Consider the following 22,617-nt stretch of genomic DNA (forward strand, 5'->3'; position numbering starts at 1 on the left):
TAATCTGAATTTATTGAATATTTATTCGGGTGGAATTTGCATGGGGTTTTATGATCCGACTGAAGTGCGTGATAACTGCGGTTTCGGCATTATTGCTAACGTTAATGGTGAGCCTCGGCAAGGGTTGATTTCTACAGCCGTTAAGGCTTTGGATCGTATGCAGCATCGCGGCGGTATTGGTGCGGATGGTAAGACTGGTGACGGTTGTGGTTTGCTTCTGCAAATGCCAGAGCAATTTTTCCGTCAATTTGCTGAAAAAGAGGGTTGGCAGCTCAGCAAAAAATTTGCCGTTGGAATGCTCTTTTTCAGTCGAGACAACGATAAGCGCGAAACCGCACGCCAACTTATTGAACAAGAACTCCAGAGAGAGACCTTAGCCGTCACAGGTTGGCGCAAAGTGCCCGTAGATAACCAAGTGCTGGGGGAAGGTGCTAAGTCGTCTGAGCCTGTTATAGAGCAGGTTCTGGTGTCTGCTCCCCCGGGTTGGCGAAAGAAAGACTTAGAAAGACGCCTGTATATGGCGCGTCGGCGAATTGAGAAGCTCATTCCTAATCAGGAAGAACTTTATATTTCTTCGCTTTCTAGTTTGGTATTGGTTTATAAGGGCTTAATGATGGCAGCGGATTTGCCCGCCTATTATGCGGACTTAGCCGACTCCGATATGAAAACTTCCATCTGCGTATTCCACCAACGCTTCTCAACTAATACTGAACCGCGCTGGCCTTTAGCTCAACCATTTCGGTTTCTGGCTCATAACGGCGAAATTAATACCATAAGAGGTAACCGGCAATGGGCGCAGGCGCGGGCTTACAAGTTTCAGACCCCTTTGCTACCCGACTTACAGGATGCAAAACCGTTAGTCGGCTTGTCCGGCTCGGACTCTGCTTCGCTGGACAATATGCTGGAGCTGTTGTTAGCCGGCGGTATGGATCTATTCCGGGCTATGCGCTTGCTGATACCGCCCGCCTGGCAAGGCGACGCGACAATGTCTGATGAAATGCGCGCTTTTTATGAGTTTAACTCGCTGCACATGGAGCCCTGGGATGGGCCGGCAGGCGTGGTGATGAGTAACGGTCGACACGTCGCATGCAGTCTGGATCGCAATGGTTTACGCCCGGCCAGGTATGTATTAACGCGCTCTGGTGTTTTGACCATTGCTTCTGAAGTGGGTATCTGGGATTACGACGAACAGGAAGTCATAGAAAAAGGGCGCTTAGGGCCGGGTCAAATGATGGCGGTGGATACCTATACCGGTAAAATTTGGTACAACGACGAAATAGAAGATGAATTAAAACAGCGTCACCCTTATAAACAATGGCTGGAACAGCATCGTCGTCACTTAATTCCGTTTGAACGCAGTCACGCAGATAAACTGGGACAGCGTCTTTATGACGATGAAACCATGCTGGTATTGCATAAAGCTTACCTGTACTCAGAAGAAGAACTGCAGCAAATTATCAGTGTATTAGCGAAAGATGGGCAGGAAGCTGTTGGTTCAATGGGCGACGACACACCGACTGCGGTTCTCTCCAAACAACCTCGCTTACTTTATGACTATTTTCGACAGCAGTTTGCACAGGTAACAAACCCTGCCATTGACCCCATTCGCGAACGGCACGTGATGTCACTTTCAACCATAATTGGACGCGAGCACAATGTGTTTAACGAAGCTTCTGGTGATGCTGACAGGGTGGTGTTCGAGTCACCCATTCTGATGTATACGGATTTAAAGCAGTTACGCGAACTGGATGAAAAGCACTACCGCGCAACAACACTGTCGCTGGCTTTCAAGCCGGAGGAAAACAACTTACGGCAGGCGATAGAAAGCCTTGTTGAAAATGCAAAAGACGCGGTTAAGAACAATCAAACCGTTATTCTGATACTGAGTGACAGAGGCTTGCAGCGCGGACAGTTGATGATACCGGCTGCGATGGCAGTTGGTGCTGTTCAACAGGCTTTAGTGGCTAATGACTTACGTTGCGATTCGAACATTATTATTGAGACAGCGTCTGCGAGAGACCCTCATCACATGGCGGTGTTGTTGGGTTTGGGAGCTACTGGAGTTTACCCTTACCTGGCTTATGAAACGGTGGAGCAATTGGTTGCTCGCGGCAAAGTAACTCTGGATATTAGAGAAGCCTTGCTGAACTACCGGAAAGGTCTGAATAAAGGACTCTTGAAAATACTGTCGAAGATGGGCATTGCAACAGTTGCCGGATACCGCGGTTCTTCTCTCTTTGAAGCTGTTGGGCTTAACGAAGATGTACGCCGCCTTTGTTTTGCAAACGTGCCGGCGCGAATTGATGGTACCGGTTTTGATGATATTCAGCAGGATCTCCAGCAAAGCTTCCACAAAGCCTGGTTAAAGCGTAAGCCGCTGGCTCAGGGTGGTTTACTGAAATATGTGCATGGTGGGGAATACCATGCGTATAACCCGGATGTGGTCACCTCCTTACAACGTGCGGTAGCAACAGGTGAGCAGCGGGACTACGACGTTTACGCGAAATTTGTGAATCAAAGGCCGGTAACTCACCTGCGTGATCTGCTCAGTATAAAATTACCTGAAACGGCAAAGCTTGAAAAACACCAAGTTGAAGCAAAGGAAAGCCTGTATCAGCGTTTTGATACGGCCGCTATGTCCATAGGCGCGTTAAGCGCTGAGGCCCACGAGGCTCTGGCTATAGCAATGAACCAAATTGGAGGGCACTCAAACTCCGGTGAAGGAGGCGAGGATCCTAAACGCTTTAACAGCTTAAAAAATTCCCGAATTAAACAAGTGGCTTCAGGGCGCTTTGGAGTGACACCTCATTACCTGGTTAACGCCGATGTGATTCAGATAAAAGTTGCGCAGGGTGCAAAACCTGGAGAAGGCGGACAACTACCCGGCGAAAAAGTCACTGCGGAAATAGCGCAATTACGCTACGCGGTGGCTGGTACGACATTAATATCCCCACCGCCGCATCATGACATTTACTCCATTGAAGATTTAGCTCAGCTAATTTTTGATTTAAAGCAGGTAAACCCTAAAGCTTTAGTCTCTGTAAAACTGGTTTCAACGCCGGGTATTGGTACTATTGCGACCGGGGTAGCTAAGGCTTATGCCGACTTGATAACCGTATCAGGCTATGACGGTGGTACCGGCGCCAGCCCCATGACGTCGGTCAAGTACGCAGGTTCACCCTGGGAACTCGGGTTGGTCGAAGTGCACGAAGCTTTGGTAGCGAATAACCTGCGCCATAAAATTCGTCTGCAGGTTGATGGCGGTTTAAAAACCGGTATGGATATTGTGAAAGCGGCAATTTTAGGGGCAGAGAGCTTTGGCTTTGGTACTGCTCCGATGATAGCTCTGGGCTGTAAATATTTGCGCATTTGCCATCTCAATAATTGTGCAACGGGTGTGGCTACGCAAGATGAAACCTTACGTCGTGAGCACTTTTCTGGTTTACCCGAGCGCGTTGTAAAACTGTTTGAGTTTATGGCTGAAGAGGTGCGGGACATTCTTGCTCATCTCGGTTTAGCTCAGTTAACCGATGCCATTGGACGGGTTGATTTACTAGAGCGTTTGCCGGGGGAAACCAAACGTCAGCAACAGTTACAGTTGACCGCTTTATTGGAATCAGCCGGGGTTCGCTCTGAACATTCATTGTATTGCACGGACAAAAACCCGCCGTATGACCAGGGCAAGCTCAACCAACGTCTACTGGAACTGTGCAAAGAATCGATTGATGCACGCAATGGCGGGCGCTGGTCGCTGACCATTCGCAACGATGATCGCTCGGTAGGCGCAAGTGTATCCGGTCATATTGCCAGGCAATATGGAAACCAGGGGATGGCTGTAGCGCCTGTCACCTTAGGTTTTATGGGGACCGCCGGTCAAAGTTTCGGGGCATGGAACGCGGGTGGTTTAAAACTTCACTTAACCGGGGACGCAAATGACTACGTAGGCAAAGGCATGGCGGGGGGAGAAATTACCATTAAACCACCTGCGGGCTGCCGCTATAACAGTCATGAAGCCGTCATTATGGGGAATACCTGCTTGTATGGTGCAACCGGAGGAAAACTCTATGCTGCAGGTTGTACCGGCGAACGTTTTGCGGTGCGTAACTCCGGCGCTACGGCTGTTGTTGAAGGTATTGGCGATCACGGTTGTGAATATATGACAGGCGGTATTGTGGTGGTTTTGGGTGAATGCGGCATCAACTTTGGTGCAGGAATGACCGGTGGCTTTGCTTATTTAAGAGACAGTGACGGTGATTTGCACCGAAGACTGAATCACGAACTGGTTGAAGCGGTGTCACTGAATACACCAATTATTCAGGAGCACTTACGGGGTTTAATTCATGAGCATCACGAAGCGACGGGCAGCCAGTATTCGCGTGAATTACTGCGCAACTTTGAGCAGGTAGTGGAGAGCTTTTATATTGTGAAACCAAAAACGGCTGACGTAAAAGAGCTGCTGGGGCATCGTGCTCGATCTACCGCCGAATTACGCGTGCAGGTGATGTAATGAACAAGAATATTTATCAATTTTTAGACGTACAACGCATTGACCCGCCCAAACGCTCGGTTGAAGAGCGCCGAATTGAATTCAAAGAAATTTATGACCCGATGCCCGGCGTGCAGCTAAAAGGTCAGGCTGACCGTTGCCTGGATTGCGGTAATCCTTATTGTGAATGGCAGTGTCCGGTTCACAACTATATTCCTCAGTGGCTGGAGCTGGCTAACGAAGGTCGGGTTATTGAAGCGGCGGAGCTCATGCATAAAACCAATAGCCTGCCGGAGGTCTGTGGCCGGGTATGTCCTCAGGATCGCCTGTGCGAGGGAGCATGCACGCTCAATGACGGTTTTGGCGCGGTAACTATTGGCAGTATTGAAAAACAAATGGTCGATGAGGCCTTTAAGCAAGGCTGGCGGCCGGATTTAAGTGGTGTTATTCAGCGCCGCGAGCGCGTTGCGGTTATTGGTGCCGGGCCCGCTGGTCTTGCTTGTGCAGATGTATTGGCACGTAATGGTGTCAAAGCCGTAGTTTACGACCGTTACCCGGAAATTGGCGGGCTGCTGACCTACGGCATTCCGCCATTTAAGCTGGATAAAGCGGTCATGACTTTGCGGCGTGAAATATTTACCAACATGGGCATTGAATTTAAGCTGGGTGTTGATGTTGGTAAAGACATCAGCTTCGCCGAGTTAGAAGCCAATTACGATGCGGTATTTCTGGCTCTGGGAACCTATAAAGCGCTGGATGGTAAATTAAAAGGTCTGGATGCAGAGGGCGTTTATCCGGCATTGCCATTTTTAATTGGCAATACCCAACGACTTATGGCTCATGAGCCTATGTCTCAGTATCCGCTTATTGATGTTAAAGACGAGACCGTGGTTGTACTTGGCGGTGGTGATACGGCCATGGACTGTGTCAGAACCTCGATTAGGCAGGAAGCCAAGTCGGTTGTTTGTGCGTATCGTCGCGACGAAGGCAACATGCCGGGCTCCCGCAAAGAAGTGCAGAACGCCCGGGAAGAGGGCGTATCTTTTGAATTTAATTTGCAACCACTGGAGGTAGTTACTGACGGTACAGGCAAAGTCAGTGGTGTGAAAATGGTGCGCACGGAGCTCGGTCCGGCTGACGAAGATGGCCGGCGCAGGCCGCAGCCGGTGCCTGAGTCAGAGTTTCTGATGCCCGCCACAGCGGTGATTATTGCTTTTGGTTATCAGCCCAACCCACCAGAATGGTTACAACAACACAAAGTGGAACTAAGCGACTGGGGTACCGTGCTTGCCACCGGCGATACCGAATTTGCTATGCAGACCAGTAATCCGAAGATCTTTGCCGGCGGTGATATGGTACGTGGCGCTGACTTAGTCGTGACCGCCATCGCTGAAGGGCGCAATGCAGCCGAGGGGATGCTGGACTACTTTGACAGCCAGTAAGCAGCGTTATTGACGCTGCCACTGTTTAACCAAAGCTGCATAACCCTGACGAAAGCTGGGGTACTGCAGTTGGTAGCCACTGTCTTTAAGTCCTTTATTCAGGCAGCGTTTGGAGCCTCTGGGCCCTACCTCAGTATCGATATTTTCCGGCAGTTCCAGACCGAGCTGCTGAGCAAGCCATTGGTAAACTTCATATTGCTTCACGGGCTCATCGTCATTGACTAAATAAACAGAAAGAGGGCGGATGACTTCTGTCAACAAGTGGACGATAAAGCCTGCGACATCGTCCTGGTGTATGCGGTTGGTCCAACTGTCGCGCAACTGGACTTTTCCCTGACTGAGCTGGCGCAGTAAAAAGTCACGACCTTCGCCGTAAATGCCGCTGCAACGAAGAATTGAAGTTGGGCCCGGCAACGCATGAATAAGTGACTCCGCCTGCAATAATGCCTTACCGGAAGCTGATGTAGGTTCAGTTGGACTGTTCTCATCTATCCATTCGCCTTCGCGTTGCGCATAAACACCTGTGCTGGAAACGTAAATAATATTCGGCTGATGGGCTTGCTGTGATAATACTTGCTGCAGATGTCGGCAGGGGACGACATAACCCTGGTGATAGCTATCTTCTGCTCCTTTCGCCGGGGTGAGAGTAATCAAGACGTTGTCCCATTTCTGTCTAAACAGCTGATAAAGCTCTTGTTCGTTGCCGAGGTCAGCAGCTATTAAGTCGACACCCGGGCGCACGGGTTTATTGCCGGGTGTTCTGCAAACTCCGGTAACCTGGTTTTTAAATGCGCTAAGCCTTTGCGCGACGCGGTCTGCAATATCACCGTAACCAAGTAAAAGCGTTTGCATGAAGATCCTCTTAGCGTTAATGTAAATTAAATGTTGAACAAAATAATAACGATACTGACCAGCAGCCATTATGAGCAGTGACGCCCCAATAGAAACCTTAGTTGATGAGCTTAAAACAGATTACCATCGCTCTCAATTTGAGTCTCTGTTTAAACGCAAAACAGCGCACTTAAGCGGGCCGGAAAAGCTCAAGCTTCGCATGCAAATTACCGAACTGGCCAAACCCGCATTGGGCGTTGTTGATCTCCGCAAAAAAATTCCTGCGGAAGTTGAACCCTATACCTTTCAAGGCCGCACACATTACTTTGACTTAACCGCCAGAAAAATATTTGAAGAAGGCTTACGTGCGTATAAAGGGGTTTTTACCAATGACACCAAAGCAAAAATACTGGCGTTAAAAGCGCACCATCAAAAACTTGCTGAACATAAAGCTCAGGAGCAGGAAGAACAGGACAATGCGCTAGACAACTTTGTGGCTGGCTATGAATATAAGCGTAGTGAAGAACGAGTGAATCTGGTTACCGCAGTGAAAATGGAACTTGCTGACGGGCAAAGGTTAAATGCCATGACGGTGGATGTTTCACATTCAGGGGTACAGCTAAAACTTCCTTTTGAACAGCAGTTGACTGGATTAAAGCATGCTCGTGTAACTCTCTATTTTTGTGGTTTTTCAGATGATTTTACTTTTGATGCTAATACTGGCTACGAATACCGGGTTGTCGGCGTAAAAAATAGAGATACCTGTTTATATCTGCGTTTAAAGCGCTTTGATGAGTCGTCGGATGATGACCTCAGCCTGCTTCTGTCAGACATTGTGACCAAGTCCAGAAGGCGTTACAAAATTAATGTTGAACATGTCGCACAACAAGTCATTGCGCGGGGGCATGAGAATTACTGGTTTAATGCGATTCAGGCTTTGCCTATTCTTCTTAGCAACAACTCCAGTACCTTTGCGGTAATAAGAACAGCAGCAAACCAGACACTACTGAATAGCTGGCAGCAGCATCAAGGGGACTTGCTTGCTGAGCTTCTTGAGCAGACGTGGGTGCAAACCAGCGTTTCAGAGTTAAGAGGCTCCCGAAAAGAAACCCGTCGGCAAGTGACATTTTTTCGTATTAGCTTGCCGGTGAATAAAGTCTGGCGCGAGTACTTACTTCCTCTACAGGCATTGCAAACAGATAAGTCTTTAATGGCCACCTTGAGTGCGCTACGGGCTGCTGGCTATGGTACGCGCTGTTACCAACTAACAATAACCCATAGTAACGAAAAGCAGCTTGTTTACGCTGAGCTAAACTCAATAAGGACACCGTTTTGGCAGAATAAAACGGATGAAAAGCCAGATTTATCCAGGTTGCAGGACTACCGCTCTAAAGGGGCGGAAAAATTAAATTTCAAGCGACTCAGTGATGAGTCCTCAGCAAAACATAAGATTTTTCCTCATGTATTGTCGAATGCGCTCTTTCTCTATAAACGAGGCGTTGAGTGGAAACCTGAGCTTGCCGGGCTAATGTCGTTAACAGAAGGCTTGCCCACATTGTTTAATGAGACTGAATTTTGGTTAGCTAATGGCGACCGGATTCTTGGTGGGCGACGGCTCAGCTCCCATATAAGGCAGAAGCTTCGTCAGTTATCGGATGGGAATGAATTTTCGTCGCGTATTCTGATTTTAAGAGTAAGCAGTGCGCTTCAAAAAGAAGCGGTTATGGGGCGAGATATTGGGGAATACGAGAGTTTTGAAGAGGCGGCGGAATATATACGCTTTCTAAACGACAACAGTAACTTTGTTGCGGTTCTGGTCTCAGCCCAGCCCTGTGCTAACCGCTTCCCAGAGGAACTGAGTGAAAGTTTGTCCTATATTCACCGCTACTTACCGCATCGGGCAAAAGAACTGGAGCACAACTTTTCTCAGCTTCAGGCGGTTATGACGTTGACTGACGTGACCCAGACTCTCATTGACCTGTCTGAGTTGACTGCGCCGTCGTAAGTCAACTATTTGCATGACTGATGGCCGTGGCTTTCCATCGTCGGGTATTTGCCCCATAATCAAATCATTGTTTATTTAATAACAGGTGTTCAATTATGTTGAAATCATGGGCAAATCCGCTTTTAGCAGCAAGCATAGGGTTGGCATTACCGCTAACGGCTATGGCGCAGGACGGTATCGATTATAAAGAGCAGGAGAAACTGCACGAAATAGCTGGTGCAATGCAGGCCGATCGTATTGAAAGTGACATTCAGACTCTGGTCGACTTTGGCACTCGTCATACCTTATCTGAAACCGAGTCGGATACGCGTGGTATTGGTGCCGCAAGACGCTGGATTTTTGCCGAATTTGAACGTATATCCGAAGCCTGTGGCGGCTGTCTTGAAGTCATGTATGTCAGCGATACAATTTCCGGTGAAACGCGCATACCTGACCCTGTGGAAGTGAAAAGTGTTATTGCCATTCAACGGGGCAAAACGGACCCTAACCGTTACGTGATGATGTCCGGAGACATTGACTCGCGCGTTAGCGATGTTATGGATTATACCTCAGACGCTCCCGGTGCAAACGATAACGCCTCTGGTGTCGCCGGTGCGTTAGAAGCGGCACGAGTGCTAACCCAATACGAATTCGACGGCTCTATTGTTTATGCGGCCCTGGCCGGTGAAGAGCAAGGTCTGTTTGGCGGGAAAATTCTGGCCGAAAAAGCCAAAGAAGAAGGCTGGCACCTTACCGCAGTGCTTAATAATGACATGATTGGTAACATTGAAGGCATTAACGGAGTCATTAATAACACCACAGCACGGATTTTTGCTGAGGGCACCCGTATGAATGAATCAGACCGCGAAGCGACCATGCGTCGTTTCTATGGTGGTGAAGTAGACTCTCCCTCACGCAACCTGGCACGCTATATTGATACAGTGGCGGATCGTTACATCAACAACTTAGACACGATGATTGTTTATCGCTTAGATCGCTTTGGTCGTGGCGGGCACCACAGACCCTTTAACGATTTAGGTTATGCGGGTATCCGTATTATGGAAACCAACGAAAACTATAATCGTCAGCATCAGGACCTTCGTGTTGAGAATGGTATTGAATATGGCGATACCATAGAGGGTGTCGATTTTGATTACGCGGCTAAACTAACTGCGTTGAACGCGGTTTCTATGGCAAGTATGTCGTGGGCACCAAGACCACCTGCCAATGTCGAGATAGAAGGTGCAGTAAAACCGGATACAACTTTACGCTGGGCACCCCAGGAAGAAGATGAAGAAAATATTGCGGGTTATAAAGTTTACTGGCGTTTAACCAGTGCCCCACAGTGGCAGTTCAGTCGCTACGTTGGTAATGTAAACGAGTACACACTGGAAAATGTGGTGATCGATAATTACATTTTTGGTGTAGCTAGTGTCAGTAACGATGGCTTCGAAAGCCCAGTTGTATTTCCGGGACCAGCGGGGACATTTTCTATTGAGTAATGAGTCGTTTAAAGCATTAACTGAGCCGCTAAATTATGAAGGCGAAGACCGAAAAGTCGGTTTTGAACTGGAATTTAGCGGCTTAACTTTAAGCCAGACTATTGATGTCATTCAGCGAGTGCTGCCCGGTGAGTTAGTTTCTGTTTCCAAAGCGGAACAAGAAATTGAGGTGGACGGTCTTGGTTCGTTTAAAGTTGAGATTGACTGGGACTATTTAAAACGAAAAGCGAAAGCAGAGGGCGGAGACAAGTCCGCCTGGGTGCGAGAACTCGGCAGTCTTGCTGAAAACCTTGTGCCCATTGAAATTGTCTGCCCGCCGTTAACGCTGGAGCAATGTGAGCAGTTACTTACCTTAACGGAGGCGCTGAGAGAAGCCGGAGCAAAAGGTACAGATGAGTCCTGGATAGCGGCTTATGGTGTCCATATTAACCCCGAAGTGCCATCATTAAGTGCCAATGTATTGCTGCGTTATTTACAGGCATTCTCTCTGTTGCAGTGGTGGTTGGTTGAAGCGCATCGCGTCGATACAACGCGCAAACTCAGTCCTTACATCGATAAATACCCCGAGGCCTACATCCGACTGTTGGTTAACCAACATGAGGTGACTCAGGAACAGCTTATCGATGACTACCTTAAGCACAACGCCACTCGTAACCGTGCTTTGGATATGTTGCCTCTCTTTGCTTTCTTAGATGAAGAAAAAGTGATGGGAGCAGTAGATGACAAAAAGATAAAGGCCCGTCCGACTTTTCATTACCGCTTACCGAACTGTCAGCTTGAACATCCTGACTGGCAGTTAACCGAGCCCTGGAAAGTTTGGTGGGTGGTCGACGCTCTGGCTAATGATCAGCAAGCGTTAGACTATTGGAAACAAGCGTTTATTGACGCTGAGCGTCCCTTAATTGGTGTCTCAGAAAAAGACTGGAAAGAAAGGCTGGAGCAATGGCTGAAAGACCGCGAGTGGTTGTAACCGGAACCGCCAGACGTTGGTCTCCGTCCTGGTGGTGTACCTGGCTTATTCTCAAATGCCTTGGAGCTCGTCCTTTGCGTTCGAGTGTCAGGCACCGTTGTGAGCCGGACAATATCGATGCAGTGATTATTGGAGGAGGGGACGACATTAGCCCCTCACAATATAACCAGCCGCCAGAGCGTGACGGCGAGTATGACCCTGATCGCGATGAACTCGAAATTGCCTGGATACGCTGGGCTCTGGAGAATAAGAAGCCGCTGTTAGGCATTTGTCGCGGTTCGCAGTTAATTAATGTAGTGCTCGGTGGCGAACTTGACCAGAACATTCGGGAATTGCGTCAGTTGACCTATAACCGCCCGGGACTTTTACCCACTAAGCAGGTATTTATTGAGCCTAAAAGTAAATTGGCGAAGATTTGTAGAAAGCGAAAACTGAGAGTTAATAGCCTGCATTCGCAAATCGTCAAAAAAGCGGGTGTTGGTATGCTTGCTGTGGGTTGGGACTTGGATGGCTTTTTGCAGGCCTCCGAGGGGCAGGATGAGCAAACCATTATCGGTGTACAGTGGCACCCTGAATACTTATTTTATGTACCTAGCCAAGTTCGAATTTTTCGTTGGCTTATTAAACAATAATTGAACATATCGATTATACCTACCTCAATTTATCAATTTTTTTGATCCATTCTGCGTTTCAATCTGTATAACCGTTCAACAACTTAGAATCGACTTATTAAAAAGCCTTTGGAGCGCTAAATGACCATAGCAAATCGTTTGTATGCAGGGTTTGCCTTTATTCTGCTATTACTTGTTATAACCACCATCGTCGGTACATATCAGGTTGGTGAAATTGATAAAACCCTGGTAAGAGTTAACGAAGTGGGTAGTGAAAAACAACGGTTTGCTATTAACTTTCGAGGCAGTGTGCATGACCGTGCAATAGCCTTGCGTGATTTAGTTTTGGTTGAAAATGCCGACCAACGTCCACCGCTACGTGACCTAATTGCCGATCTTAAATCCAATTACAGCAAAGCTGATAGCGGTATGACTGACATTTTTTCCGATAACGAGTTGGTAAACAGTAAGGAACGTGAGTTATTGAGTGAAATTGAAGACATTCAGGCTCAGGGTCTGGCGGCGGCTGATGAAACAGAGCGCCTGTTAAACTCGAACCAAAGGCAACAGGCTCAGGAATACGTCCTTAATGAAGTATCGCCAATTTATGCGGAGTGGTTAAACCGAATTAACGCCTTTATTGACTATCAGGAACAAAGTATCTCAGCCGGTACGGAAGAGGTAATGAGCCGCAGTGAGAACTTTGCCACCTTAATGTGGTGGGTTACTGCGTTTGCCATTATCAGTGGCGGACTGGTGGCCTGGCAAATCGTAGTTAAACTGACACACACGATTGGCGGTGAACCCGAGGAAGCGGCAGAAGCTCTGCAACGCATTGCCGATGGCGATTTAACCGTCTCAACCCATACACGCTATGAAGATAGCATGATGGCCGATGTTAACCGTATGGTGAATCAGTTACGGAGTATTCTGGGAGATGTTAATGAATCAGCGAGTACCATTCTGAACTCCTCAAATGAGCTTGCTGAAACGGCGGGGAATAACCAAAAACTGGTGGTTCAGCAGCAAGAACAAACCACTCAGGGCGCAACGGCTATTCATCAAATGTCGCAAACGGTTCGTGAAGTTGCTCAGCATACTGAGCAGGCGGCGCAGTTGGCCGATGATACCGACAGAGAAACAGTTGCAGGCAGCCGTGAGGTCGAAGCGACGGTTCTTTCCATTGAAGAGTTAGCCAACCAGGTTGAAGGTGCTGCTAAAGTCATTGGTGAACTGTCTGACAACACGGCAGAAATTCACAAGGTGCTGGAAGTGATAGAGGGCATTGCCGACCAGACAAACCTACTAGCATTAAACGCAGCTATAGAAGCGGCACGAGCTGGCGAACATGGCCGGGGTTTCTCGGTGGTTGCCGATGAAGTAAGGGCGCTGGCGAACCGGACACAGGATTCAACCCGCAGTATTCAAAGCTTAATTGAAACCATGCGAGGCAGTGCGACTGACGCAGTTTCAGTGATGGACAAAGGCAGGGAGAAAGCGGCAGAAAGTGTGAAGCAAGCCCGTTCAGCCGGTGAGTCCCTACACGCAGTCAATAATTCTGTGGCAAAAATGAGTGACATGAATGCACAAATTGCGACTGCAGCAGAAGAGCAAACAGCGGTTGCAGAGGAAATTAATCAAAACTTCTCCTCAATTACAGAAGCCGCGGAGCAAACGGCAGCAGGCTCAGAGCAAATTAGCGAAGCCAGCCGTGAACTGAATGAGTTAGCAAAACGGTTAAATAATGGTATGAAGCGCTTTAAAATTGCTTAATGTCTTTAGTATGAAAGCTGGCACTTATTAGGTTAAGTGCCAGCTTTTTTGATCAATTAGCACAATACTAACCCTTTCCTCAATTATTTCTTAATAGGATCTAGATCGCTTAGGTTAGGTTTGTTTCCTTATCGATACCAACTTCTATGATACATATCTTGTAACTCACTATGGTGTCTCGTTAAGAGGTACCTTATAAGTGCAGTTACACAAGCAACGCAAACTGTGCTTCATAGCTTGAGTTGTGAAAAGATGTTGACGACGCAATAATAAGTTAAATCAAAAAGCTTTTAGAGGACAATGAGTTGACTCAGCTAACACCCGCTTCTAGGTACGTACTTATAGCAACGCTAGCAGTTTTTACTTTGGTGATTGGAGGCTATTTCATAAGAGGAGCAATGAATAATGAAGTGCTCACTCTCGATTCTCAAGCATGGTTTCAGTTTGCTTCCTTTGTAGGGGTATTATTAGCCCCTATTGCAGGTTTAGGGGCAGCGATAATCGTAGCTCTTCAGCTCGGGTTTACAGGTCGAGTCACGCAATTAGAAATGTTTGAGCGGCAGTGCGCAAGGTTAGACAAAGAAATCCAGAGGCTGTTGCAGCAACCTCTAAAAAACGCCCGCTACGAAGATTATTTTGGCATGCCTCTGATAGAAGTGGTCTACGCCCATAGTAACGCTAAGGAGGTAGCTCCTGATGATTTAGGTGATGCACTGAATTCGTTGCTGCAAAACCTCGCTATGGTTTTAGAAATCGTCGCGAGAAAAAGACTGCTCGTCGAAAGATTAGAAAAAAGTTTGGGAGATTACCCGTGGGTTGAGTACTCGGAAAATGCGTATTGGATAAGTCGATACAGTGCCGTTCTTGGTAGACTATGTAGAGTTATTGGACACCAGAAAGTAGCCAGAAAGCTAACCAAACGTCAACTCGAGCTGTGCGCTGAAATCTCCACTGAATTCAAGGAAATCCAATAGTCCCCATGGGGGAACTGAGCGTTGCCTTGTATCTAGAGCCCATCACAGATTTTTGGGGCGAAATTGTTTCCAGCTAGTACGAGTTACAAGTAGCGAAAAGGAGTTATTAGCAGCCATGAAGGTATACAAATTTAGGGATTTTGATGGAGAAGGCTACTCACTAGATGCACTCCGAAATTCGTACGCTTGGTTTAGCTCACCAGCAGAACTCAATGACCCGTTTGAAGGTTACTCCAATGCGGGGCAGCTTAGGCTTGAGGGAGTTTCAGAACGCTTCATGTTCAGAATGTATAACCATTTGCTGATTGAGCTTGAAATGGCTCAAACGTTAGTTCAAGCAGAACAGATTACTCGCGAGCGTTATATCAGAGACCCCGAGGGGTTCAAAGAGGTTCAACGCGAAGCTGTCGAGAGCTTCCTTAAGGAGCTTGCAGATGGTCGGGATAGTTTAGGTATATTTTCAACATCAATTAGCAGCGACGAACATGGAATTCCAGCACATTACCAAAATATGCTTATGTGGGCACACTATGGAGGTGGCTTTAAAGGATTCTGTATTGAGTGGAGCCAACCAGATTTGATGGACTCTTTCGAGAGGCTGAATGAGACTGTTAGAGTTGCTGGTAAGCCAATAAGCTACTCAGTATCACCTAATATATGTAACTTTGATGAGGCGGAGCACATCAATGAAGTGTCGATGTCTTTCTACAAAAGTTTGCAGGTAAAACACGAGCAATGGCGTTATGAATGTGAGTATCGGTTTTTAGCCCAAAGTCATGGGCAGATGTTTTACAGTAACGATGCTATCACTGCTATCTATGTTGGTGGGCGAATATCAGAAGAGAACCTCTCACAGCTCATAGCCATCGTGAGAGAACTTGGTTCAGTCATTCCTATTTATCGAGTCGATGTCGCGTACGCGCACAATGACTATGGGTTAAGCTTGAGTCGAATTGATTATGATGACTAACGAACAATTTGAAGAGTCGGCAGTTCCTCACTCTTGGTTTTTGGTTGCCGATAACTTACACACTCAAGCAGTAAATATTAGGGGAAGAGAAGGTCTATCAATGATGACACACCACTCGAATAGTGAGGTAGTGTGGCAAATTGATGCTTCAAGTCGAGCCTCATTTCTGATTGCGGGGTTCGCATTGGAGAATGCGCTTAAAGGATTACTAGTGTATGACAACCCTGATTGGATTAAAAATGGGAGGCTGAATAAGAACTTAAAAAGTCATTCATTGAGTGAACTCTCAGGAAAGGTCTGTAAGTCAGGCTTAGTTGACTTGTCAGGTTTCGTAGAAACATTCAAGAATCTAGAAGATGGCTTAATGTCTTGGGCTAGATACCCGTGCGGATTGAATAAAGGTGATACAACCCCAGAAAAGCCAATGACTGAGTCGCTTTGGAATGAATACTGCGATGTGATGTCAGCGTTGGGAGCTACTTATAAAGCTTTATTAGCAGACTACTGGAAGGGTATTCACGTCTTTCATGGTAAGTACAAGATTAAGGGTAGCTGGCTAGGACACACTGATTAAAGTTTGAGGTGGTACAGAAAGGTGGTACAGTGACCACTTATTAATCAACAATCAAAGTGTTGGTAAAGTCATTGACTAGCCTCCCTCTTTCCCTTAGTATACGCGGCTTGTAGAGGAGAGGTGTCCGAGTGGCTGAAGGAGCACGCCTGGAAAGTGTGTATACGGCAACGTATCGAGGGTTCGAATCCCTCTCTCTCCGCCAGATACAAAAAAAACCGCCCTTGAGGCGGTTTTTTTGTGTCTGCAGAAAGTGTAGCGCGCCGCTAAATTTACAACGCAGCGCCGAAAAAATGAAACAAAATAGAGTCTGTACCTTCCCCTTTTAGTCTTCAATTCTTTCGCAGGTCATTATCTGTAAATCGTATTCTTCATCATCTGCTGACGGGGTATACCTGAAACGTTCGGGGGCTATTCCGACGTTGTGATAGGCAGAATAAAACTCTGTTAGCTTAAGAGGTTCGTCGTTAAAATTCTCTTCACCTCTAGCAAATGGAAACATTCTATTTATTAAAGCTCTTAGCTCCCCGATTGAATACATATGATCCAAAATAGCATGGTTGTTTAAAGAGCTTATTTTTGAACTTAGAGGGTTATCGTGAGAAGAAATAGAGCGAGCTCTTTGTATTTGTAACTTAGTTAGAATAGCTGCAAGCCAATCACCTACCTCTGGCCGGGCGTGTCTGATACATTCAGAAAAAACAGGTTTAAAGGATGTACTTAATTCAGGCAGTGTGACATTAAAGCATCCACCACTAGTAATTGCGTCCCAAGCCTTTTTATAATGCTCAGACATTGTATCAGTATAATGGCACAATTCGTCGAGCGCGGATGGTAAATTTGCTTGAGCAGCTCGAAATTCACGAATGCGTTGTTTTTCTGCGTTATATCTAGAAATATTAAGCGCTACTAAGCTAGTCATGAAAGCTAAAACACCTACATTTAAACCTTGCCATCTTTCCCAGACATTTTGTACATGATCCCAGTCGTTGGAAAAGGCAGGGATGACGACCATAGCGGTTAAATAAATAAGAAACATCGGAATGCCAATCCATTTGGACAATTGAATAATTGTTGTCATTTATTCTTGCTCTGATTTAGTTTTTTTAAGTACTATTCTTCAGTGCTAGACATACTAGCATTCTTCAATTATCCAGTAAGAAGTTAATTGGAACTGCTTGGTAGACTTGCTCACTTAATATTAAACAGCAAGCCCTACTGCTCAATAACATCGCTATGCTATCCAAGAACTCTAAATAGTCAGTAGGGTTTTCCTGAGTCTGACTTTGCTTACGATGACGGACTATATCTCGCGAGCTATTTGATGCATAGTGAATAACCACTTAATTAAGCGATAGCGAGCTAAATAATGAGGTTGATTCATTACACTAATTTGGAAGCACTAGTAAGCATAATTGAAACTCAAACCTTACGTTTAACCGATGCTCGTTATCTAAATGATTCACAAGAGATGAAAGAAGGCTTTGATTACATAGGGAAGCAAATAAAGTTATCAGAATACGCTCAATCGACGGATAAGTACCTCAAACAAGCTCACCGAATTTTTGAAAATGAATTTAATAATTTTGCTACGTTTTCTGAAAGAGAAGAACCGGCGTTTTTGTGTTCATTTAGCAGTTCATCTGATTTGTTGAGTCAATGGCGATCCTATGGAATGTTTGCGATCGAATTTGAACCGACGTATATCCAATACTCAAATTTCAATATTCTTGAATGCAAATATACGGATGAAGATAAAGAAAGGCTTGCCCAAGAGCGTGTTAGTCAAGCTATATGTGAAATAGCTCAGCTTGTGTCGCTTGGCGAATTTGGAGAAAACTATTTAGCAGTGATCGATGAGGTTCAGAAATTTAACGCAAGTTTAAAGCACATGAGTTTTCACGAAGAAAAGGAGTTCAGACACGTAGAGTCTGTTTCTGCGAACAGTCAAAACATCAAATTTAGAGCAGATAATAATTTATTAAAGCCATACATTGATAAGTCTTTTTGTTTGGAATCGGTAAAAGCTATCCATGTAGGCCCAGTTAAAGAAAAGTACCAGACACAAAAAGCTTTAGAGAGATTAATTGGGATTAGAAGGGATTACGAGAACACTAATATTGAGCATGAAATACCAGTTATCTGCTCTGAAATTCCGTTTCAATAGCTGCGTATGATCCGAGTTAACTCCTCTATATAAAGAAACCGCCCTTGAGGCGGTTTTTTTGTGTCTGCAGAAAGAGGGGACCCTATTTACATCATACTTTGTAAGTAAAGTTGCTCGCCCAGGCGATCCATCAGGTTCAGTTGAATTTGTAACCAGTAAGCGTGGTCTTCTTCAGTATCTTTCAAAATGCCGACCAGCATCTCACGGGTGACATAATCATCAACTTCTTCACAGTACTCAATGACTTCGCGTAACGTTTTTGCGTTGTTGTACTCAAGCTGCAGATCGTTTTCCAGCATTTCGCGGACATCTGAACCTATGGTATGAGGTTCACGCGCATCCATTTTGGGTTTACCTTCCAGAAATAGAATTCTGCGAATGAGCAAGTCTGCATGACCACGTTCATCATCAATTTCATGGTTAATACGCTCATAAAGCTTCATTAAGCCCATGTCTTCGTATTGCCGTGAATGCGATGTGTACTGGTCAATTGAAGTGAGTTCAAAAGCCAGAAGACGGTTGAGCTGCTCAACGACGTTATTATCTCTGTTCATTATTCAGCTCCTTGAATTTTTGTTTGCAGATAAACTTCATTGCCAAGGCGCGATATAAGATCAATTTGGGTTTCAAGCCAGTCGAGATGCTCTTCCTGAGAGTCGAGAATGTCACGCAGGGCATTGCGGCTGACGTAATCCTGATGTTGCTCACACTCTTTAATCGCTTCGCGTATGGCACTGACATCTTTAAACTGAACTTTGTGGTCCAGCTCCAGCATTTCTCTGGGATCTTCGCCAACGTATAACTTGCCTAGCTCCTGTAAATTAGGAATGCCTTCTAAAAATAGAATGCGCTCGATGAGAACGTCGGCGTGTTTCATTTCATTGATAGAAGCTTTGTAGACAGGTTTGTTCAGGCTTTCAAAGCCCCAGTTGCGATACATGCGGGCATGAAGAAAGTACTGGTTTATAGCGGTAAGTTTTAGCGTCAGTATTTTATTCAGTTGCTGGATGACTTTAGCATCACCTTTCATAGCCGTATTACTCCTTAATTCATTAGGTATGAATTAAGTGTAGCATACGGAAACCGGAAGTTGGGTCTCTTTACCTGCTTGGTTGGATCGTTGCTCGAGAGCTTCGTGAAGTACGTCTTTGGCGCAAGTTTTACAGCATCCACACTGAGAAGCCACACCATATTGTTGGCGCAGGTCTCGCATAGAATTCACTTCACCAGAAATAACCGCCTGATGAATGGCTTTATCATTAACGCCCTTACAAAGACATACGTACATAGACTATCACCTCAGTTAGTAATGATAGTCTATGTTAAATGCGAACGATTTGCAATAGTGTTTTATTGCGGTGCGATAAACCCAGTCTTCAATAAGTACAGGGTATAGAGCAGGTACAGGCAAATAAAGATAAGACCATGTACGCGATTAATTCGTCCCTGACGGGCTTTGCGAATACTGAAGACCATCAGTAACAGCGTCAGTATTGCCATTGCAACCCAGTCACGGCTTAATACAAGCGGCTCAAGTGACACCGGTTCAATAGCTCCGGCAATACCTACAACAGCCAGCGTATTAAACATATTTGAACCAATAACGTTACCCAATGCCAGGTCGTGTTCGTTCTTACGCGTGGCCGCAATTGCTGAAGCTAATTCCGGTAAAGAGGTGCCGATGGCGACTACGGTCAGGCCGATGACCAAGTCACTGACGCCAAGCGATACGGCGATGTTTACTGCGCCCCAGACTAAAGCGCGGGAACTGACAATAAGCAGCAACAGTCCGACAATAAGCCAGATAATAGCGGGCTTCATCGGTAAAGGGTGCGAGTCAATTTCTTGCGTGTATTCAGCGGCTAAACTGTCGTCACTGCTTTTAGAGCCTATCCATACAGACCAGCCCATATAGCCAAGGAAAACAACCAGTAAAAGTACAGCTTCAAGTCGTGTTATTTGGTAATCGAGAAGGAAAACGGCGCTTAACAGGGTAATGGCTATTAAAACTGGCATTTCGCGGCGAATAACGACCGACTTTACAGCGATAGGCGCAAGCAGGGCGGTTATCCCCAGAACCAGAGCAATGTTGGTAATGTTTGAGCCGTAAGCATTACCCAAAGCTAAAGCCGGGTTACCTTGCATAGAGGCTAAGGCCGACACCACCATTTCGGGTGCTGACGTGCCAAAGCCAATAATGACCATACCGATAACCAGAGGCGCCATACCCAGATGTCGTGCTACGGCAGCCGCGCCTTCAACAAAGCGGTCAGCACTCCAGACTAATACCGCTAACCCCAGAACAACCGCAACAATCGATAACGTCATAACACCCTGTTCCTGTTAAAAAGAAAGGGCGATAGTTTAACGCAGAGTTTCCTTAATAGCATCAATACTTGTTGGGTCGTCAATGGTCGATGGAACGGCAACATCATCCCCTTGCAAAACTTGCCGGATAAGACGCCTTAATATTTTCCCCGAGCGAGTCTTAGGTAATCTGGGAACAATGTGTAAGGTCTTCAGGCAGGCAATTGCGCCAATTTCGGAGCGAATAGACTGGATGAGCTCTTGCTGCAATTGCTCATGACCAATAGTGGATGAATTTTTAAGAATGACAAAGCCAACTGGCAACTCTCCTTTGAGTTCATCGGGCTGGGCAACCACGGCGCATTCTGCTACGTCTTTATGGCTGGCCAGAATTTCTTCCATTTCGCCGGTAGACAAGCGGTGACCGGCAACGTTTATCACATCGTCCGTGCGACCCATAATGAATACATAGCCGTCGTCATCTATGTAACCGCCATCGCCGCTGCAGTAGTAACCGGGGAATGCATTCAAATAACTGCCCTGTAGCCGTTCCTCGTCACCCCAAATGGTGGTTAAACAACCCGGAGGTAAAGGTAAACGCACACAAATGGCACCTTCTTCTTTACTGCCTAGACTTTTACCTAAAGGGTCCAGCACGCTGATCTCGTAACCCGGAACCGGGAAGGTTGAAGAGCCGGGTTTCACTTTAACTGCGCCAATTCCCACGGGGTTGGCGCTCATAGGCCAGCCACTTTCTGTTTGCCACCAGTGGTCATAAACCGGTAAGTCGGTGAGCTCTGTTGTCCATTCGTACGTTGCAGGGTCTAAACGTTCGCCAGCCATGTAAATACGTTGCAGTGAGCTAATATCGTAGCGGCTCAGGTGCTCGCCTTCGGGGTCTTCTTTTTTTATCGCCCGGAACGCGGTGGGAGCGGAGAAAATAGCACTGACTTTATAGTCCTGAACAATGCGCCAGAAGGAACCTGCATCTGGTGTGTTAACAGGTTTTCCTTCGTAAAGAATACTGCTGCAGCCGAAAATTAAAGGTCCATAAACGATGTAAGAGTGGCCAACGACCCAACCAACATCAGACGCCGTAAAGAAGACTTCTCCGGGGTTTAGCCCATAAACGTAATTCATTGAAAAGTTTAAGGCGACAGCGTACCCACCGTGATCACGTACCACCCCTTTTGGTTTGCCGGTGGTGCCAGAAGTATAAAGAATATAAAGCGGGTGGGTTGCCGGTAAGGGAACAGCTTCAGCGGGGCTGGCTTTTTCCATTGCTTTCGCCCAGTCGGTGTCCTGGCCGTCCTGCATTTCAGCCTCACACTGCTCGCGCTGATAAACAATGGTACGGGGGCTAAACTGCGCTTCTGCCAGTGCCTTATCAACAATAGGCTTGTAAGGTAAAACCTTGCTACCTTCAATACCACATGAGGCGGTAACGATGAGCTTGGGGGCGGCATCGTCAATGCGAACGGCAAGTTCGTGTGCTGCAAAACCACCAAAAACAACCGAGTGAATCGCCCCAATGCGCGCGCAAGCCAGCATGGCAATAGCGGCCTGAGGGATCATCGGAAGGTAGATAATGACCCGGTCACCTGTTTCAACGCCTCGCTGCTTCAGCACGTCGGCGAAGCATGCGACCTGATAGTGCAATTCGTTAAAGGTGTAGCTTGCTTTACTTTGAGTAACCGGAGAGTCGTAGTAAAGAGCGACTTGCTCACCGCGGCCCGCGTTAATCTGAGCATCGAGTGCTAAGTAACTGACATTAATTTCGCCGTCCGGGAACCAGTCTGCCATGCCATTTTTCCTGACATGCGCAGCAACTTTTGGTGGTTTGAACCAATCCAGACGACGCGCCTGGTCAAGCCAGAATCCTTCAGGATCTTGTTGAGCTTCTGAATAGACTTTCTTATAGGGTTGCATAGCACTACCTCAAATCCTTTTATGCAGAGCCTTTTAGCATATTCCGTTGGCTCAAATTTCCTATTCGACTTAGGTCTAAGCTGGCTTTGATCTCAATCGC

The 22,617-nt window shown here is 46.5% G+C and carries 18 protein-coding genes and 1 tRNA gene; 12 read left to right on the forward strand and 7 right to left on the reverse strand.

The window, feature by feature from the left end:
* The first annotated feature begins 40 nt into the window (after positions 1 to 40).
* Together gltB and K5X84_RS03755 are read left to right on the forward strand one after the other, a co-directional pair.
* Positions 41 to 4,507 carry a glutamate synthase large subunit gene (gltB, locus tag K5X84_RS03750; RefSeq protein WP_222236713.1) on the forward strand — a complete coding sequence of 1,489 codons (4,467 nt, stop codon included), beginning with the start codon at positions 41 to 43 and terminating at the stop codon, positions 4,505 to 4,507.
* The gene (locus tag K5X84_RS03755) at positions 4,507 to 5,928 is read left to right on the forward strand and encodes an FAD-dependent oxidoreductase (protein ID WP_222236714.1); all 1,422 of its coding nucleotides are present in this window, start codon (positions 4,507 to 4,509) and stop codon (positions 5,926 to 5,928) included. The genes gltB and K5X84_RS03755 overlap by 1 nt, the downstream gene beginning before the upstream one ends.
* A 6-nt stretch (positions 5,929 to 5,934) precedes the next feature.
* On the opposite strand, the gene K5X84_RS03760 is transcribed toward K5X84_RS03755, so the two are convergent.
* Positions 5,935 to 6,780, reverse strand: a complete 846-nt coding sequence (locus K5X84_RS03760) for an SDR family oxidoreductase (RefSeq protein ID WP_222236715.1) — start codon at positions 6,778 to 6,780, stop codon at positions 5,935 to 5,937.
* A gap of 70 nt (positions 6,781 to 6,850) precedes the next feature.
* On the opposite strand from K5X84_RS03760, the gene K5X84_RS03765 reads away from it, so the two are divergent.
* From K5X84_RS03765 to K5X84_RS03805, 9 genes are all read left to right on the forward strand, one after another.
* On the forward strand, positions 6,851 to 8,764 hold the full coding sequence (locus K5X84_RS03765; RefSeq protein ID WP_222236716.1) for a PilZ domain-containing protein: 1,914 nt from the start codon (positions 6,851 to 6,853) through the stop codon (positions 8,762 to 8,764).
* A gap of 95 nt (positions 8,765 to 8,859) precedes the next feature.
* Positions 8,860 to 10,245, forward strand: coding sequence for a M28 family metallopeptidase (locus K5X84_RS03770; protein WP_054486870.1), 1,386 nt, complete (start codon positions 8,860 to 8,862; stop codon positions 10,243 to 10,245).
* Positions 10,238 to 11,215, forward strand: a complete 978-nt coding sequence (locus K5X84_RS03775) for an amidoligase family protein (protein ID WP_222236717.1) — start codon at positions 10,238 to 10,240, stop codon at positions 11,213 to 11,215. Before K5X84_RS03770 ends, K5X84_RS03775 begins: the two co-directional genes overlap by 8 nt.
* Positions 11,188 to 11,847: a gamma-glutamyl-gamma-aminobutyrate hydrolase family protein gene (locus K5X84_RS03780; RefSeq protein ID WP_199493036.1), complete on the forward strand. Its 660-nt coding sequence runs from the start codon at positions 11,188 to 11,190 to the stop codon at positions 11,845 to 11,847. The genes K5X84_RS03775 and K5X84_RS03780 overlap by 28 nt, the downstream gene beginning before the upstream one ends.
* A gap of 120 nt (positions 11,848 to 11,967) precedes the next feature.
* Positions 11,968 to 13,599 carry a methyl-accepting chemotaxis protein gene (locus K5X84_RS03785; protein ID WP_222236718.1) on the forward strand — a complete coding sequence of 544 codons (1,632 nt, stop codon included), beginning with the start codon at positions 11,968 to 11,970 and terminating at the stop codon, positions 13,597 to 13,599.
* 398 nt (positions 13,600 to 13,997) lie between these two features.
* The gene (locus tag K5X84_RS03790) at positions 13,998 to 14,573 is read left to right on the forward strand and encodes a hypothetical protein (RefSeq protein ID WP_222236719.1); all 576 of its coding nucleotides are present in this window, start codon (positions 13,998 to 14,000) and stop codon (positions 14,571 to 14,573) included.
* 115 nt (positions 14,574 to 14,688) lie between these two features.
* Entirely contained in the window at positions 14,689 to 15,543 is an 855-nt protein-coding gene (locus K5X84_RS03795; RefSeq protein ID WP_222236720.1) for a DUF2971 domain-containing protein, read from the forward strand.
* Complete coding sequence (locus K5X84_RS03800) at positions 15,533 to 16,117, forward strand: hypothetical protein (RefSeq protein ID WP_222236721.1); 585 nt, start codon at positions 15,533 to 15,535, stop codon at positions 16,115 to 16,117. The genes K5X84_RS03795 and K5X84_RS03800 overlap by 11 nt, the downstream gene beginning before the upstream one ends.
* Before the next feature lie 114 nt (positions 16,118 to 16,231).
* Positions 16,232 to 16,319: transfer RNA gene (locus K5X84_RS03805), tRNA-Ser, on the forward strand.
* Between the two features lie 120 nt (positions 16,320 to 16,439).
* On the opposite strand, the gene K5X84_RS03810 is transcribed toward K5X84_RS03805, so the two are convergent.
* The gene (locus tag K5X84_RS03810) at positions 16,440 to 17,195 is read right to left on the reverse strand and encodes a hypothetical protein (RefSeq protein WP_222236722.1); all 756 of its coding nucleotides are present in this window, start codon (positions 17,193 to 17,195) and stop codon (positions 16,440 to 16,442) included.
* Positions 17,196 to 17,483: 288 nt separating this feature from the next.
* On the opposite strand from K5X84_RS03810, the gene K5X84_RS03815 reads away from it, so the two are divergent.
* Entirely contained in the window at positions 17,484 to 18,281 is a 798-nt protein-coding gene (locus K5X84_RS03815) for a hypothetical protein (protein ID WP_222236723.1), read from the forward strand.
* Between the two features lie 86 nt (positions 18,282 to 18,367).
* Here the strand turns inward: K5X84_RS03815 and bfr (K5X84_RS03820) are convergent, their stop codons facing one another.
* The 5 genes from bfr (K5X84_RS03820) to K5X84_RS03840 form a co-directional block, all read right to left on the reverse strand.
* Positions 18,368 to 18,835 (reverse strand): bacterioferritin, encoded by a 468-nt coding sequence (gene bfr / locus K5X84_RS03820; protein ID WP_054486877.1) that lies wholly within the window; start codon positions 18,833 to 18,835, stop codon positions 18,368 to 18,370.
* Positions 18,835 to 19,311, reverse strand: coding sequence for a bacterioferritin (gene bfr / locus K5X84_RS03825; protein ID WP_054486879.1), 477 nt, complete (start codon positions 19,309 to 19,311; stop codon positions 18,835 to 18,837). The genes bfr (K5X84_RS03820) and bfr (K5X84_RS03825) overlap by 1 nt, the downstream gene beginning before the upstream one ends.
* Positions 19,312 to 19,344: 33 nt before the next feature.
* Positions 19,345 to 19,569: a (2Fe-2S)-binding protein gene (locus tag K5X84_RS03830; RefSeq protein WP_074930735.1), complete on the reverse strand. Its 225-nt coding sequence runs from the start codon at positions 19,567 to 19,569 to the stop codon at positions 19,345 to 19,347.
* Positions 19,570 to 19,631: 62 nt separating this feature from the next.
* Positions 19,632 to 20,609 (reverse strand): calcium/sodium antiporter, encoded by a 978-nt coding sequence (locus K5X84_RS03835; protein ID WP_222236724.1) that lies wholly within the window; start codon positions 20,607 to 20,609, stop codon positions 19,632 to 19,634.
* Between the two features lie 36 nt (positions 20,610 to 20,645).
* A complete protein-coding gene (locus K5X84_RS03840) occupies positions 20,646 to 22,517 on the reverse strand; it encodes an acetate--CoA ligase (protein WP_222236725.1) in 1,872 nt (623 codons plus the stop codon).
* Between the last annotated feature and the right edge of the window lie 100 nt (positions 22,518 to 22,617).

The organism is Idiomarina abyssalis (assembly GCF_019797805.1).
Lineage (GTDB): Bacteria > Pseudomonadota > Gammaproteobacteria > Enterobacterales > Alteromonadaceae > Idiomarina > Idiomarina abyssalis.